Source organism: Candidatus Nanogingivalis gingivitcus (assembly GCF_004151455.1).
GTDB classification, from domain to species: domain Bacteria; phylum Patescibacteriota; class Saccharimonadia; order Saccharimonadales; family Saccharimonadaceae; genus Nanogingivalis; species Nanogingivalis gingivitcus.
Genome location: NZ_PRLK01000001.1, coordinates 97,705 through 114,165 on the forward strand (window position 1 = coordinate 97,705; position 16,461 = coordinate 114,165).

10 protein-coding genes, 1 tRNA gene and 1 pseudogene are annotated in these 16,461 nt (G+C 32.3%); 3 read left to right on the forward strand and 9 right to left on the reverse strand.

Annotated features, from left to right (window positions below):
- Nucleotides 1-24 precede the first annotated feature (24 nt).
- Nucleotides 25-315, forward strand: coding sequence for a hypothetical protein (locus G6CMJM_RS00485; protein ID WP_129718529.1), 291 nt, complete (start codon nucleotides 25-27; stop codon nucleotides 313-315).
- A 53-nt stretch (nucleotides 316-368) separates the two neighbouring features.
- On the opposite strand, the gene G6CMJM_RS00490 is transcribed toward G6CMJM_RS00485, so the two are convergent.
- From G6CMJM_RS00490 to G6CMJM_RS00505, 4 genes are all read right to left on the reverse strand, one after another.
- Nucleotides 369-1,313, reverse strand: coding sequence for a mechanosensitive ion channel family protein (locus G6CMJM_RS00490; RefSeq protein WP_129718530.1), 945 nt, complete (start codon nucleotides 1,311-1,313; stop codon nucleotides 369-371).
- A gap of 65 nt (nucleotides 1,314-1,378) precedes the next feature.
- Entirely contained in the window at nucleotides 1,379-2,095 is a 717-nt protein-coding gene (locus G6CMJM_RS00495) for an amino acid ABC transporter ATP-binding protein (protein ID WP_129718564.1), read from the reverse strand.
- Entirely contained in the window at nucleotides 2,088-2,786 is a 699-nt protein-coding gene (locus G6CMJM_RS00500; RefSeq protein ID WP_129718531.1) for an amino acid ABC transporter permease, read from the reverse strand. The genes G6CMJM_RS00495 and G6CMJM_RS00500 overlap by 8 nt, the downstream gene beginning before the upstream one ends.
- A gap of 1 nt (nucleotide 2,787) precedes the next feature.
- Nucleotides 2,788-3,615 (reverse strand): basic amino acid ABC transporter substrate-binding protein, encoded by an 828-nt coding sequence (locus G6CMJM_RS00505; RefSeq protein WP_129718532.1) that lies wholly within the window; start codon nucleotides 3,613-3,615, stop codon nucleotides 2,788-2,790.
- A gap of 75 nt (nucleotides 3,616-3,690) precedes the next feature.
- Here G6CMJM_RS00505 and G6CMJM_RS00510 point away from each other — a divergent pair, with 75 nt between their 5' ends.
- Nucleotides 3,691-5,007: an FAD-containing oxidoreductase gene (locus G6CMJM_RS00510; protein ID WP_129718533.1), complete on the forward strand. Its 1,317-nt coding sequence runs from the start codon at nucleotides 3,691-3,693 to the stop codon at nucleotides 5,005-5,007.
- A 436-nt stretch (nucleotides 5,008-5,443) separates the two neighbouring features.
- Nucleotides 5,444-6,325, forward strand: coding sequence for a helix-turn-helix domain-containing protein (locus tag G6CMJM_RS00515; RefSeq protein ID WP_129718534.1), 882 nt, complete (start codon nucleotides 5,444-5,446; stop codon nucleotides 6,323-6,325).
- Between the two features lie 78 nt (nucleotides 6,326-6,403).
- On the opposite strand, the pseudogene G6CMJM_RS00520 reads toward G6CMJM_RS00515, so the two are convergent.
- The 5 genes and pseudogenes from G6CMJM_RS00520 to murJ all read right to left on the reverse strand — a co-directional run.
- A pseudogene (locus G6CMJM_RS00520) lies at nucleotides 6,404-6,575 on the reverse strand (FAD-dependent oxidoreductase); the annotation flags it as partial.
- A gap of 116 nt (nucleotides 6,576-6,691) precedes the next feature.
- Nucleotides 6,692-6,766 (reverse strand) — tRNA-Asn (locus tag G6CMJM_RS00525).
- Nucleotides 6,767-6,821: 55 nt separating this feature from the next.
- Nucleotides 6,822-9,635, reverse strand: a complete 2,814-nt coding sequence (gene uvrA / locus G6CMJM_RS00530; RefSeq protein ID WP_129718535.1) for an excinuclease ABC subunit UvrA — start codon at nucleotides 9,633-9,635, stop codon at nucleotides 6,822-6,824.
- A gap of 116 nt (nucleotides 9,636-9,751) precedes the next feature.
- On the reverse strand, nucleotides 9,752-14,710 hold the full coding sequence (locus G6CMJM_RS00535) for a MucBP domain-containing protein (protein WP_129718536.1): 4,959 nt from the start codon (nucleotides 14,708-14,710) through the stop codon (nucleotides 9,752-9,754).
- A gap of 122 nt (nucleotides 14,711-14,832) precedes the next feature.
- Nucleotides 14,833-16,452 carry a murein biosynthesis integral membrane protein MurJ gene (murJ, locus tag G6CMJM_RS00540; protein ID WP_129718537.1) on the reverse strand — a complete coding sequence of 540 codons (1,620 nt, stop codon included), beginning with the start codon at nucleotides 16,450-16,452 and terminating at the stop codon, nucleotides 14,833-14,835.
- Nucleotides 16,453-16,461 lie beyond the last annotated feature (9 nt).

A 16,461-nucleotide genomic window follows, 5' to 3' on the forward strand; every position in this document is an offset into this window, starting at 1 on the left:
AACTTTTCGAAGGAAGGTGAAATTATGGACAAACTTTATCAAGTTCATAATAAGGGTGATGGCAGATACTACATTAATGTTTGGCTTAATCCAGTAACATTAAACTCAGCTTATAAAGGCAACCAAATTGCTCAAAGAGATATTTGCCAAAAAATTAGAAAAGCCTACGGCTTAGAAAGACGTATTTATTGGAATGTAATTAAACATGGTATAAAAGAAAAGCCAACTGTAAAAAATACACTATCTCATTGCAATAAAGAAAACTGCAGTTATTGTGAAAATGGATATTATGAAAAATGCCCAAACAATAAATAATCGCCCTCCGTATATTCCTCAACCTTTTAATTTTAAGGTTGAGGTTTTTTATTTTATTGAATCTTCTTTGTCTTTTTATTCTTAGGAGCTTTTCGCTTATTTTTTAAAGCTATTTCAGGAAATTTTTCCTTTGAATCGTGTATAACCATTTGTGGAAATGGTATTTCAATATCGTTTTTATCAAATGCTTCTTTTAGAAGCCTCCTAAACTCTCCTGCAACATACCACTGCGACCCTGCCTTAACTCTTCCTACGCTCTTTATTTCCATAGAAGAATCTAAAAATTGGTTAATGCGTGTAAATTTAATAGGGTCAATGATCTGTTCTTTTAGATCTTCCCTTTCCATCATTTCTTCACCAATACGGTTAATAACCTCTTCTAACTTATCTATATCGGTACTATAAGATACGCCAAAGGCCATATTAACATTAGCGTATTTAAATGACATATTAGTAATAGCTTCACTTGCACCATTCCTTATGGTATGCAATCTACCACTAGTATCACGAATCTGAGTAATTCTTAGTGTAATATTTTCTACTTTTCCGGCTATCTCTCTACCACCTATCATAGTTTCAATACTGTCTCCAACGCGGTATTGATTTTCTATAACAATAAATATTCCAGCAACAATATCTCTAACCGTATTTTGTGCACCTAAACCAATTACTACACCTACAAGCCCAGCCCCTGTCATAAGAGAGGGAACATCAACACCTATTAATGTTAAAAATGAAATAATAGCATAAGCCCAAAGTCCTATATCTATAATAGTTTTGAGAATCTTACCTATAGTTTGCCGACGCTTCAGCCTTTCTTCACTAATACTACCTTTTTTGAAATGTTTTTTTGAAGAATGAAAAATAATATCAATTATTTTATGCGATAAAAAACTAGCCGTTAAGGTCCAAACCATAACGAAAGATAATTGTAAAATATCAATCTTTATAAAACTAGTGTAAAATTTTCCAATTTCTCTAATTACGCCATCAAGCATACGCTTATATTATTACATTTAAAAATTTATTTTTCAAGGTATCAGCTTTATTCAAACTTATTTCATTAAGAATTTAGGAATTGTCTAACCCTATCTGTTTTAGGGTGTTCAAAAACTTGCTGTGGTGTGCCATCTTCAATTATACGTCCTTTATCTAAAAATATAACTCTACTAGCCACTTCTCTAGCAAATTTCATCTCATGAGTAACAATAACCATAGTCATTCCACCTTCAGCAACTTTTTTTATTACTTCCAATACTTCTCCAATCATTTCAGGGTCCAATGCTGAAGTAGGTTCATCAAATAGCATAATTTTAGGGTTCATCGCTAAAGCCCTTGCAATAGCAACCCTTTGCTTCTGTCCACCTGATAAATTAGATGGGTATTCATAAGCTTTATTTTTTAGCCCTACCTTATCTAATAATTTTAAAGCTAGTTTGTCGGTATCACTGTTATTCATTTTTAAAATTTTCTTAGGTGCAAGCTTAATATTCTCTATTACGCTCAAATTAGGAAATAGGTTAAACTGCTGAAAAACCATTCCAACTTCCTGCCTTAATTTATTTAAATCTACTTTAGTCCCTACAATTTCTTCATCAATAATTTTAATTGAACCACTAGTGGGTTTTTCTAAACAATTTAAACATCTAAGAAAAGTTGATTTACCGCTACCACTAGAACCTAAAACAGCAACAACTTCACCTTTTTCTATCTCTAAGTCAATATCTTTCAAAACATGCAAACTGCCAAAAGATTTTTTTAAATTATGCACACTAATCATCATTTTTTAATTTCCTTTCTACTTTATTTGCAATTCTAGTGAAAATAGTTGTTAAACATAAATAAATAATTGCCGCCGCAAATAAAGATTGAAAAGCTGTTGCTGTTTGAAAGCGAATATTATCAGCTCCACGCATAATATCGTTTAAACCAATCCAACCTACTACAGATGTCTCCTTAAGCAATGCTACGAATTCTGAAGCTAAGGCAGGAATAGAATTTTTAAAACCTTGTGGTAGAATAACATATTTCATAGCTTGCCAATGTGATAAGCCTAAAGATCTCGCAGCTTCCATTTGACCTTTATCTATACTTTCTATACCACCTCTAATAATTTCTGCTATATAAGCACCTGCATTCATACCAAAAGCTACACTTGCTACTAGTATTTTTGGTAAAAATTGGTAACTTCCAAAAACTACATAATACATAATTAAAAGTTGGACTAATAGTGGTGTTCCCCTGATAATATCAACATATAGCTTACCTAAAGAGGCTATAGGGTTAAAATCACCAATTTTTCCACCAAAACTTGCCAAAGGTGTAAATTTTGATGCTCTCATTAAAGCAATCAAAACTCCTATAGCAACACCGAGGCTTAAAGATAAGGCGGTTAGAACTAGTGTAACTTCTAAGCCATGCCAAAAATAAAGCCATCTATTATTGCCAAAAATAACTTCCCAAAAATTCATATTATTTTAACTCCGTACTATCTTCTTCAGTGTTTATATTTCTATAGTAATCTTCACCAAAATATTTAATAACAAGGTTCTTATAGCGTCCATCTTTCTTCATTTGCTTTATTTCTTCATCAACCTTATTTTTAAGCTCTTCATTACCTTTTTTCATTGCTATAGCATAATTTTCACTTGTTAGGGGTGAAGATAATATCTCTAAATCTGGAAAGTTAACAACATATTGGCTTGCTGGTGCTTCATCTAAAATAACTGCTTCAATACCACCACTAGATAACTCTTGTAAAACACTAGGTGCATTAGGGAATTGTGAAATTTTACTGCCACTTATCCCCCTTGCTACGTTATCTCCAGTAGTTCCTAACTGAACGCCAATATGTTCGCCTGCTAATTGGAACTTGTTACGAATTCTAGACCCTTTGCGTACAATAATCTTTTGTGCTGCTGAAAAATATGGAGCTGAGAATAATGCATTTTTTTCTCTTTCTGGCGTTACACTCATTCCAGCTACAGCCATATCTATTTGCCCACTTTCTAGTGCTGGTAAAAGTCCATCAAAAGACATATCAGAGACTTTTAATTCTTTACCTAACTTTTTAGCTATCTCACGGCTCATATCAATATCAAAACCTACAACATTACCATTTTCTTGGTATTCAAAAGGTTTAAAACCGGCATTAGTACCAATAACTAAATAATTATTATTTTGTCTAAAAACACCCTCCCTGCTCATAATATCTAAAAACATAGCCGTAATAATAACAACGAAAAATATTCCCCCAAAAATCCAGCTAATGCCAAAATGATTGTTCTTACGCTTATCCATATAGTTATTTTACCACTTATCCTGAAATAATTAAATTTAAGATATTTTTAAGCTCATTCGTGGTAGAATACTATTATGTTAAAATATGATCTAATAATTATTGGTTTTGGTAAAGCTGGCAAAACTATCGCCTCAAAAATGGCTTCTCAAGGCAAGAAAGTTGCCCTAATAGAACAAGATGAAAATATGTACGGTGGTACTTGCATTAATATTGCTTGTATTCCTACGAAAATAATGCTAGAAAGTAGTAAAAATAATACAAATCTATTAGATATTATTAAAAATAAAAATATTATTACAAAAAAATTAAATCTAAAAAATTATAATCTAGTAAAAGATAATGGCGTACATATTATCACTGGTAAAGCAAGCTTTAAATCTAATAAAGTAATTTCTATTAATTTAGGCGACCATCAAGAAAATATAGAGGCAAATAATATTATTATTAATACTGGAGCTACCCCAATAAAACCAAATATAGTAGGTATTAATAATACTAAAAATGTTTTTAATTCTACCGAAATACAAAACATTAATTTTAAGCCAAAAAAATTAGCTATTATTGGCGGTGGTCATATCGGCTTAGAATTTGCTAACATTTACAAAAATATTGGTAGCGAAGTTACTATTTTTGATGCTATAGATACATTCCTACCCAATATTGATAAAGAGGTGTCTAGTCTAGCTAAATCTTACTTAATGGAAGATGGAATAACTTTATTACAAGGTGTTAATATTGAAAATATTAAAAATGTTGATGATAAAGTTTCCATATTAGCAAATAGTAAAGAATATACTTTTGACGCTGTACTTTATGCCACTGGTAGAAAACCTAATATTGAAGAATTAAAACTAGAAAATACAGAAATTAAGTTGAATGATAAAGGTAATATTGTCATTAATGAATTTTGTGAAACTACCGTTAAAGGTATTTTTGCAGTAGGAGATGTTAATGGTGGCCCACAATTTACCTATATTTCATTAGATGATTCAAGAATTGTCTATAATTACCTAAACGGAGATAAAAGCTATTCATTGAAAGAGCGTAAATTCTTTCCAACCTCTTCATTCTTGAATCCTCCTTTATCTCAAATAGGGTTTACCGAAGAACAAGCAAAAAAACAAAACTTGCCTTATAAAACTAAATCTATCTTAGTAGCCAATATCCCAAGAGCACATGTTGATGGTAAACTTAGGGGCATTTTAAAAGTAGTAGTAAATACAGAAACAAAACAAATTTTGGGCGCTACATTCCTATCAGAAAATGCTCATGAGCTAATTAATTTAGTAACCATTGCTATGGATAATAAAATTCCATATACCTATTTCCAAAAACAAATCTTCACCCACCCAACTATGGCAGAAATTTTCAACGACTTATTTAATATATAAAAGTAAAAAAGACATTCCAATAATTTTATTAGCAATTTTCGAAGGCTTCGCCTCCATACTTTTTCACTCAAGATATTAGTCTTCTTTCTTAAATCATAAATATTTGATTGGGTCAATTTTCGAAATAGCCATCACTCCTTCTCCCTTTCCGTCGCAATTTCATAAAGATTAAACAGCACTGCCAAGCGCTCTTCGTCATTATAAATTATATTTTGTAGTTTCTTACATAATTGAATGCATCAATTTGTTCTTTATAAAGAGATAGCAAAAGTCTAGTTTCATCTCCCAGAAAAAACTACAAAAACTCAGAGTTCTAATATTTTTAACATTCTTTAATCTGTTATGTTAAAAATTTTGGCAAGAAAATTTTATTTTTCAAGCAAACTTGGTGGTTTAAAATCAGCAAGTTTCATATAATTGATGTGTAATAATTAATATGAAAGGACGAAAAATGTTTAGTCAAAATTTACAAAAATTACGTAGCGAAAAGAATCTTTCACAAGAGCAACTTGCTGACAAAATTGGAGTTTCTCGCCAAACAATCTCGGCATGGGAAAGCGGAAAGGCTTCACCTGAATTGGATAAAATAACCGCAATTAGTAAATTATTTAGTGTTTCAATCGATGAATTAGTTGGAGAAATTGAAACAGAAGCCAGCAATTTCGATAAAAAAGAATATGAAAAAAATTATTCAAAAATAGCTTTATTGCGCGCTTCAGGAATTTTTATCTTGTTTTCAGGGATAGCTTTTGGTGCATTCTTTTTCGAAAAAGGTGTAATTGCAGGAGTTGGCTTGATGATTTCGCTTGCAATTTCAGTTCCGCTGTTTATTTTAGCAAAAAACACCGATGAACTTGCAAATAATAAATTGATTAAATCTAAAAAATCTCTGGAAAATGTTTTTGCTGATAGCGAAATTGAGTTTGCCACAAAAAATAAAATGCTGGCATCCATATTACTTGTAAGCTTATTGTTTATAGCTATCGCAACTCATCAAATTATTGTACATCTCACAAATTTTGGCGAAAATCTTGCAAATGCAATATTTATGTTATTACTTGGTATTGCTGTAGCTTCTACAACTTACGCAAATTCGATTTTTGCGAAAATTCAAAATTTTGAAGACAATAAAGCCGAAAATATTAAAACTAACGAAAAAATCGGATTTTTCGCCGCAATTCTAATGCTTAGTTTAACCGCAATTTTCCTAATTTATAGCTTCATTTCAAAAGACTGGTCGTCAGCAGAAATTTTATTTCCAATTGGAGGAATTGCAATCGGAATCTATGCAATATTCGTTAAAAAATTCCAGAAATAATTTCAAAAATCAAAAAAATCTCTCATGCAAAATTGAGAGATTTTTAATATATTAATTTTTATATAAAGAGTGTGAATTTGCCGCAACTGCTAAAACTTTCGTTGGAATACATGCAATATTTATACAAGTTCCATCATACATTTTTGGCGATTTCTCAATTATTGCAACTTTTTCACCCTTATCCGCCACAAAAACCGCCAAAGTTTTTTCCAGCTTTTCCAAAACCAATTATAATTTTATCAAATTTCATTTTTCTTCTTTTCTAATTATATTTTAGCACATCCTGCTTAAATTATCCTTAAATTTTCTAAAAAGTTAAAAATAAAAAAAGGTCCAAATTTTGTTGAGACCCTTCTAAATCAAATTTGGCTCCGGCAGCTGGGCTCGAACCAGCGACCTATTGGTTAACAGCCAACCGCTCTACCACTGAGCTATGCCGGAATAATTAATATTATACCTAAAAGATAATTATTTTTCAATACTTTTAAATAAAATACTAATTTAAAATATTTTTTAAATACTTTCCTGTCCAGCTATCTTTATTTTTAGCTACTTCTTCTGGTGTCCCGCTAGCTATAACTTGTCCACCACCGGCACCACCTTCAGGCCCCATATCAATAATCCAATCGGCTGTTTTAATAACATCTAAATTATGCTCAATAATTACCATTGAATTTCCACCATCTACTAATTTATTTAAAATCTCTAATAATCTTTTTACATCAGCAGAATGCAAACCTGTTGTAGGCTCATCTAAAATATACATTGTTTTGCCTGTATTTTGCCTTGCTAATTCGGTAGCTAGTTTAATACGTTGTGCTTCACCACCAGAAAAAGTTGTTGCTGGTTGACCTAGCTTAATATAACCTAACCCCACATCTACAATAGTTTGTAATTTTTTAGCTATTGATGGAATATTAGCAAAAAATTCTAAAGCTTGCTCAATAGTCATATCTAAAACATCAGCAATAGTTTTTCCCTTATATAAAATTTCTAATGCCTCGCGATTATATCTTTTGCCTCCACAAGTATCACACTCTACATAAACATCTGGAAGAAAATGCATTTCAATTTTAGTTACACCATCACCTTGGCAATGTTCACACCTACCACCTTTAACATTAAAGCTAAATCGCCCTGCTTTATAACCCCTTATATTAGCTTCTGGTGTACTAGCAAACAACTCTCTTATTTGTGTAAATACACCTGTATAGGTAGCGGGGTTAGACCTAGGCGTTCTACCAATAGCTGATTGATCTATTACTATTGCTTTATCTATTTTTTCTATACCAACAATATCTTCATGTTTACCAGCAATTTCTTTGGCCCTATGTTTTCTAGCCAGTAATTCTTTGCTTAAAATATCATTTACTAAGGTAGATTTACCAGAACCAGAAACACCACTAACAACAGTTATTACCCCTAAAGGAATTTCTACTTCTATATTTTTTAAATTATTTTCGCTTGCTCCAATAATTGTAATTTTATTATCTTTTATAATTTTTCTGCGTTTCTTAGGCACACTAATACTATCTTTACCACTTAAAAATCTACCAGTGGGCGAATTTTCTACTTTAGCTACCTCTTCAGGTGTTCCACTAGCTACAATATTACCACCATGCACACCTGCACTTGGGCCAATATCTACTAAAAAGTCGGCTGCTTTTATAGTGTCTTCATCATGCTCAACCACAATAACTGTATTATGAAGATCCCTTAAGTTCTTTAATGTTTCAATTAATTTATCATTATCACGCTGATGCAAACCAATAGATGGTTCATCTAAAATATATAATACGCCTTGAAGCCCAGAACCAATTTGGGTAGCAAGTCTAATCCTCTGTGCTTCTCCACCACTTAGAGTATTAGCCGCTCTACCAAGCTCTAAATAGTTTAAACCTACATCATTCATAAAGCCTAAACGTGCTATTATTTCTTTTAAAATCATTTGCGATATTTTAGCTTGCTTATCATCTAATTTAATATTTTTAAATAATTCTAATGCCTCAGCTATAGAAAGCTCAGTAATTTCAACTATATTAAGTCCATTTATTGTAACAGCTAGTACAACTGGTTTTAACCTTTTTCCTTGGCAGGTAGTACACTTTTTTATACGCATAAACCTTTCAATGTCTTTACGCATAAAATCACTTTCGGTTTCTTTATGCCTTCTCTCTAAGTTAGGTATAACACCCTCAAAAGTAGCTTGATACTCTCTTCCATCACTAAGTGATAAGGTAAATTTTTCATTGCCTGTTCCATAAAGTATTATATCTATAGCTTCTTTACTTAGCTTTTTAACAGGAACCTTAGTTGAAAAACCATATTTTTCAGCTACTTTTTCCATTAGTTTTATTCGCCATGTTTTTTCATTTATTCTATTATATGGGCGAATTGCCCCCTCGCTAATAGTTAAATTTTGGCTTAGTACTAAGCTAGGGTCTATTTCCATTCTAGTCCCTAAACCAGAACAAACTTCACAAGCTCCTTGTGGCGCATTAAAACTAAACAGCCTCGGTTCTAGCTCTGGAATATTTATTTCTGGATGATCCTGACAGGCATATCTTTGCGAAAAAGCTATAATTTCATCCTTATCTACATCTAAAACTTCTAAAAGACCACCGGAAAGATCTAGTGCCTGTTCAACACTTTGAGCTACTCTAGATTGCAATTCTTTATTAATCACTACACGATCAACTACAATTTCAATATCGTGCTTAATATTTTTCTGTAGCTCTGGAAATTCCTCTAAATTATAAATAATTCCATCAACCCTAGCTCTTGCAAAACCTTTTTTAGAATATTCATTAGCAATATGAATAAACTCGCCTTTTTTAGCTTTTACAATTGGTGACAAAAGTATAATTCTACTTCCCTCTTCTATCCTCATTACTTCATCAACAATATCTTGAGGGATTCGTCTCACTACATCTTTATGACATATCGGGCAGTGGGGCGTACCAACTCTAGCGAAAAGAAGCCTTAAATAATCGTAAATTTCTGTTACTGTAGCCACGGTAGAGCGAGGGTTTCTAGATGTTGATTTTTGGTCAATAGAAATAGCAGGGCTTAAACCAGTAATTTGATCTACATCTGGCTTGTCCATTGTCCCCAAAAATTGCCGTGCGTAAGAGTTTAAGCTCTCCATATATCGGCGTTGGCCCTCTGCGTAAATAGTGTCAAAAGCAAGGCTAGATTTACCAGAACCAGATAATCCCGTTATTACAACTAATTTATCTCTGGGAATTTTTAAGTCAACATTCTTCAGATTATGCTCACGAGCACCTTTAATTTCTATAAAATCCGACATACTTTTTACCTGCTAAATCCTTTTTAAATCAATATATTATAGCATAAAATTAGGCTTAATAAAATACTAGGCTACTTATTATAGCCTAGTATTTTGTGTTGCTCATTATAAACTTATTAAAGTTTATATAAAGTATAGTAAGTTGCTGTAGCTAGCAATGTACCAATGAATGCTAATGTTATAAGTAGAGGTGGCAACACTGGTCCAAAACCTGTATTTGGAGACGCAGTAACAATTTCTTCATATATAACTGTTATTTGTTGTTTCTCTTCCTTAACTTTTCCCTCTAAACTTGCATCACCGTTATTTTTTCTAACTTCTTTAAATTTGTATTTCTTACCGTTAACCTGTAACTCTTCAGGATATTTGTGTGTATATTCAGCCCCAACTTGCGTATCTTTCTTAGCTATAGTTATATCATCTTGTAACTTATTGCCATTAATATCTATATAACTAGCTATTACCTCTCCACCTTTTTTAGGCTCATAAATATAACGGACAATCTTTTCATCAGTAGATACTCTACCTTTTTCAACAGCAGAATTATCTGCTAGTTCTTTATATACGTAAACAAGGTTATCTTTCGTTATTTCGTTTGGCTTTTTAGAAGTATATTCTGTGCCTACTTGAGTACCATTTTCTACAATAGTTTCACTATCTTTAATTTCTTTGCCGTCTTTTAAGGTAAATGTTGCTTTAACGCCCTTACCTTTCTTAGCTTCATACACATAAGTAACTACCTGTTCATTAGTACTTACTCTACCGTTTTCAGGAGCTGAGCCTTGTTTTAGGTTTTTGAAGGTATAAACAAGGTTGTCTTTAGTTATTTCGGTAGGTTTAGTTGCTGTGTATTGTGTACCTACTTGGACTCCACCAGCTACGATAGTAGATTCTTTTGCAATATCTGTACCGTCAGCCAATTGATATTTAGCTTTTACACCCTTTCCTAATTTCTTAGCATATACCAAAGTAATTTCTTGGTTTTTTTCTGTTACTCTACCGTTTTCAGGAGCTGAGCCTTGTTTTAGGTTTTTGAAGGTATAAACAAGGTTGTCTTTAGTTATTTCGGTAGGTTTATTATTAGCCTGCAATCTATAATCAGTACCTACCTGTGTATCGGTTGGAGATAACACAAAGCTATTTTGGATATTTACGCCACTTTCATTTTGGTAGTGAACAGTTACCGTTCCACCTTTTTTAATTACGTAATTATAAATTATAGTTTGTGCATTTTCCGTAACTCTACCACTTTGTGGTGCTGAATTATTGGCTAGCACTGGGCTGGCTAGTACATATTTTAGGTTATTCTTAGTTATTTCGGCAGGTGGTTGGCTACTATATTCTTTACCAATTTGTTGGTTTTGGGCAACAATACTACTTGCCTTAATTTCAGTATTGCCTGCCATATATTTAGCCGTTACTGTGCCACCTTTCTTAGCTTCATACACATAAGTAACTACCTGTTCATTAGTACTTACTCTACCGTTTTCAGGAGCTGAGCCTTGTTTTAGGTTTTTGAAGGTATAAACAAGGTTGTCTTTAGTTATTTCGGTAGGTTTAGTTGCTGTGTATTGTGTACCTACTTGCGTATCAGCAGTTTTAACTACGCTCTCGGCTTGGATTTCATCACCATTTTCATTTACGAACTTAGCTTTAACGCTAGCACCAGCCTTTGGTTTGTAGTAGAAATAAACTGTTTTATCATTTTCAGTAGTATTTCCTGTTAATGCAGTATTGTTATCCTCCATTTTTTCAAAAGAATACACTAAACCATTAGCTAAGGTAATTTCATCTAGTTTTTTAGCTGTTATATTCCAAGCCGTACCTATTGCTACATTATCTAAAATAGTTTCTTTCTTGTATAAATTGCTATAAGGCGCACCGCCATTTGTATTGTTAGTATATTTATACTCTACAAATAAGCTAGATTTCTTTTCAACAATTCCTAGGTTTTTATAGAACTGTTTATTATTATCATTAATAGTAAATGATCCTGTTTCTACTTCAGCTGCTAAATTACCAGATGCTGAAACATTATTTCCGTAGTTATCACCACCATTAATTGTATTACTGGATACTTTGTAGTTATCTCCATTCAAGCTAGCTGGTTTTACAAACCTAACTTTGTATGTTCCGTGATCTTTAGTACTATAACTATAATGACCATTATTATCTGTTGTAATATTTGCCACTTCTTGGTTATCTTTTAGAATTTTTACGCCGTAGTTAGCTAGCCTTTCTTCACCAGTATCCCATTTTGAGTTTTTATTAGCGTCTTTAAAGGCAATACCCTCAATAGTTGCTGGGTATTCTACTCTAGCATTTACAGAATTCCCTTCTACTAGTCTGTTAGAACCAAAGGTTACAGCTAAAGAGTTTTTAGCTTCACTTAAATCTGGCGCATTATTCGGTAATTTTGCTTTTAAGTTAAAATCAATTATTTGGTTTGGCTGAATTTGAGTACCTGCATCTTGTTCAATTTTAATCATTCTAACTCTAGACCAATCGGTAATTTGATCTGCAGGCATAAAGTTTTTATTTAAACTTTCATCTTGGTTATTACCTGGTTCATCAGTTGAATATTTTATGCTAAAGCCAGTAACTGGAGTAATAGGCCCCCTAATAGTTACGCCAACTGTACTACCTCTATCTAATAAGTCACCATTATTATTTTCTACAATCTTTTTATCGCCAGCTTTTGGCAAAACATCTAACATTTTTATGTCCCTTACTGTACGATCAGATGTATTAATTACAGACAATCTATAATCAATATTATCGCCTTTATCTAGCTTTGTAACATTTTCTGCCCAAGAACCTACATTTTCCTTGCGTACATATTTTTTAGCAGCAATTTGCATCGGTTTTAAAACAGAGAAAGTAACGCTAGAGCGTGCAATGTGAGTATCGGTAGTATTACCGTTATCATGAAAGTCTAAATCATCTGAAACACCTGCAACGCCTTTATATCTTTCATCATCAGTGTCCCAAATTGTAACTTTTTCTGCTGTATATGTACCGTTCGGCGTAAAGTCAGTTACTTTAAAAATTGAATAATTATAAGATAGGTAAGTTTTTAATATATCACCTGAAAGAATTAAAGCACTTTTGCCACTATTTTTATAGTTTTCTATGTATCTAACTTCGCCATTATTCTTAGCCGCAAGCTCATTCCATTTATCAGTCAAAGCCATTGATTTATCAAATAAATAGAATACTTTTAGACCTTTAGGAAGGCTATTTTCCCGTTTTGATGAATAATTAATGTCTCCATATTTATAGCCATAAATACCATCTAAAGCTGAAGAACTATGATAAAAAACTACATCAGTATTCGGAGATATTATACTTTGGCTATCTTTGAGGCTAAGACTATTTGTTGCAGTAGTAACTATTTTATAAACCTTACTTTCTGCCATACTAGTTTCATTCTCACTACCGTCAATATGGAATCTACCTTTATTTAAATATGATTTATCCACTCCGTTAGAAGGTAAATTATCTTTAAAATTTTTCCAATTACGTGGTGTAGCCTCTACTATAATATCAATTTTATATTCCTGATTATTACTATTAATAACAGCAGGAAGCTCATAATTATCTGGGAACTTAAATTTAATTTGTGCTATAGCATCATCAATACCGTTTGGAAGACTAATTTGTTTATTATTTCTATTAATATAGCCTAAAGATATCTCACTATTGTCATCTTTAACGCCAACAACTTCTAGCTTTTTATCGCCAAAATAATTCCAAAATTCACTTTGATAACTATATTTATCCTCTACTTTTATATTGGTAATTTTAGCATCTTTTCTGGTTTCTGGCTGTAAAAGGTCTATTATATGCTTTACCGGTACAGGGTCAGTTCGTCCTTTATTTTTTATTTTTATTCCTAATTTCCACCCTAAAATATTTTCAGGGTTACTTAATAAAACATTTTCGCTGTCACGTGCTGAAGTTTTAGAAAATTCAACAGTACCTTGATTTCCATTCTCTAAAATAAGATTTTGTTTTATCCTAGTACTATCTAGAGTGTCATGTGTTCCATCTGCGTAATTAACTACAATTTTAGCTTTATGAGTTACGCTAGACTTTAATACATCTTCAGGAGTATCTTTATCGTATTCTATTACTACATCCTGACTATCTGGAAAATCAAGGCTAGTTAAGTTACCAGTTAGAGTCTTAGAAACTGTGCGAGCCGTGCTATCATAAACCCAGCCATCTTGCTTTAAAGATTTTTCAATAACATGAGTGTGAGGAGGTAAAAAGTAAGTAATAGTAGCATCTTTTGTAGCAGATAAGCCATAAGATCCACCTTGAGTTCTTCTTGAAGTGTATATATCAGCCTGATATCTACTCATACCAGCTATAGAGTCTCTATCTATAGTAGTATTCTGTTTATCACTATAACGAGCTACATAATTAACATTATCAGAGTCCAAAAATGATTTTTCTCCAACATAATCCCGTAGACCAAAAGCTAGACCAGTCAAACCTCTAGGTTGCTTAGTAGTATTTACACTTTTTGTTTGTCGGGAGAGTAAGGTATTGTTTTCACTATAAAGCTCAGAGATTACTTCTGGCTTATAGCCAGCAGGAGTTTCGTAGTTTTTTAATTTATAAACAAAGTTAATAGTGCTAATAGTACCTGGGATTAAGCTATTATATTTCACCTTCTTTATATAATAGTCGCTATCCTGCACTAGTTCTTGTCCTGCAACAGTATCAGTAGTAGCAATTTGTGGCTCACCATCTAAATATTGCTTAGGAATTTTAAGAAGTAAATAAGCATTTGGGTAAGTAATGTTTACATCTGCTGTAAGCTCTATTTTTTGTGACATAGTAATTGGCTCACCCGATAAATAATCAACCTTTTCAGCATTATTTACCTTGTCTAGAACGTTTAAAGAAGTTTTTATGCCATTAACAAAATTACCTGTCTGAGCGTTTACTGATTTAATAATGTTATTAGCACCAATAAAACTAGCTATAAGTAGAAATACTGCTAAGCTAGTAGCTTTAAACTTATTTTTCTTTAATTTAAAAAAAAAACCACCTTTAATTTTCATTTTCCTCCCTCGTTATTAACAAAGCTCCTACCCCTGAGAAATACGCAAAAGTAAAGCTATTATAAAATATATTTTAACATAAGTGCTATGATTTAGGCAAGTTCTTTCTTAAAGATATTATTTTACTTTAAAAATATTTTTTTAATATAGCTAATTATTGGCTCGGCCTCTTCAAGCTTTAATATTTTAGAAACAAAAAGGTAGGCAGTAGAACTAACTAGCCCCACAAAACAGAATTTAGGAAATACCGAGAAGAACCTTTCGTCAGAGTCCATTAATGGAAATACTACTACAAATAAATAACATACTGCCCCAGCTACTAAACTAGCTACCACCATCCTTAAAATACCAGATATAAACTGTATATCAAATAGCCCTTGAATACGAATTTTCATTAAAGCTAAAAGAATAATAATTTCTACCAATGCACCAATACTTTGCGCCCAAGCAAGCCCGTAAGCACCAAATTTAAAGACAGTACTAAATACTATAGCTAATAAAATATTAAGACCAATAGCAAAAATAGAAATATATAAAGGTGTTTTAGTATCTTCCATAGCATAAAAACTACGCGCTGCAATGTGATAAATAGAGCGGGCAAAAATGGAAATAACTAGCACTCCAAGAATCCCTGCTATTAAAGTATCCCCACCATTTTTAATAAAACTAACAACATACCCTCTTAAGAAAAAGAACAAAACAGCTACAGGCAAAGCTAAAAACGTAATCATTCTTAAGGCAGATTGTAAGTCTTTACGGAATAAATCTTTCCTGCCAATTGCTAACCTTTCTGTTAAATTTGGGAAAAAGGCCGTTGAAATAGCTACACCAATTAAATTAATGGGCATCATATGAAGTGTTAAACCTTGCTGGTAAGCCCTAACTGTTCCAGCACCCATACGGCTTGCCATATTAGTTTCAACAATAGAGTTAACATAGTCCAGCCCTTGATCCATAGACCTAGTAGGTAATAGTTTCATTACCTTACGAAAACCTTTATTTTTCCAAAATATTTTAAATTGGTAGTCAAAACCAACACCTATTAGCCCCACACTAGCAATAATTAATTGTAAGACAGAACCGAAAGCAACACCCATAGCAACGCCCATAATTCCACCCTCAAATAATTGAATGCCAAAAATATTAATACCATTAGTGAAGAAAATTGTACCAATAATAATACCAATATTATAAATTGCTGGAGCAAGAGCAGTAAAAGTAAACCGACCAATTGCTTGCTGAATACTAGTTATAACTGTTGCAATAGCGAACAGAAATGGATTTATAGCAATTACACGCATCATAGAAATTGCTAAAGATCGTGAAGACTCACTAAGCCCTGGCCCAACTATGTATTTTACTAACGGTTCAGCAAAAATAATAATTAGAATAGAAGTAACTAAGGTTAATAGTGCTAGCACGTTCAAAACGCTGGAGCTAAGTTCCCATGCAGATTTTTTATTATATTTAGCCATTCTTTGGTTAAAAACTGGTATAAATGTAACACTTAATGCTCCTGACACTAAAATAAAAAACATAAAATCAGGAATAGTAAAAGCTACAGTATAGGCATCAATACCATCTGGGTAACTATCTAAATAATAAGAATTTAACAACCTATCACGTAAAAAACCTAGCAAGCTCGACAATAAAGTCGAGCTTGCTAGAATAATAGCAGCAAATTTAATAGTTAACTTTGAATTAGCACGAGATACTAAATTGCGAACACTTTTCTTAATCATTATTTTTAT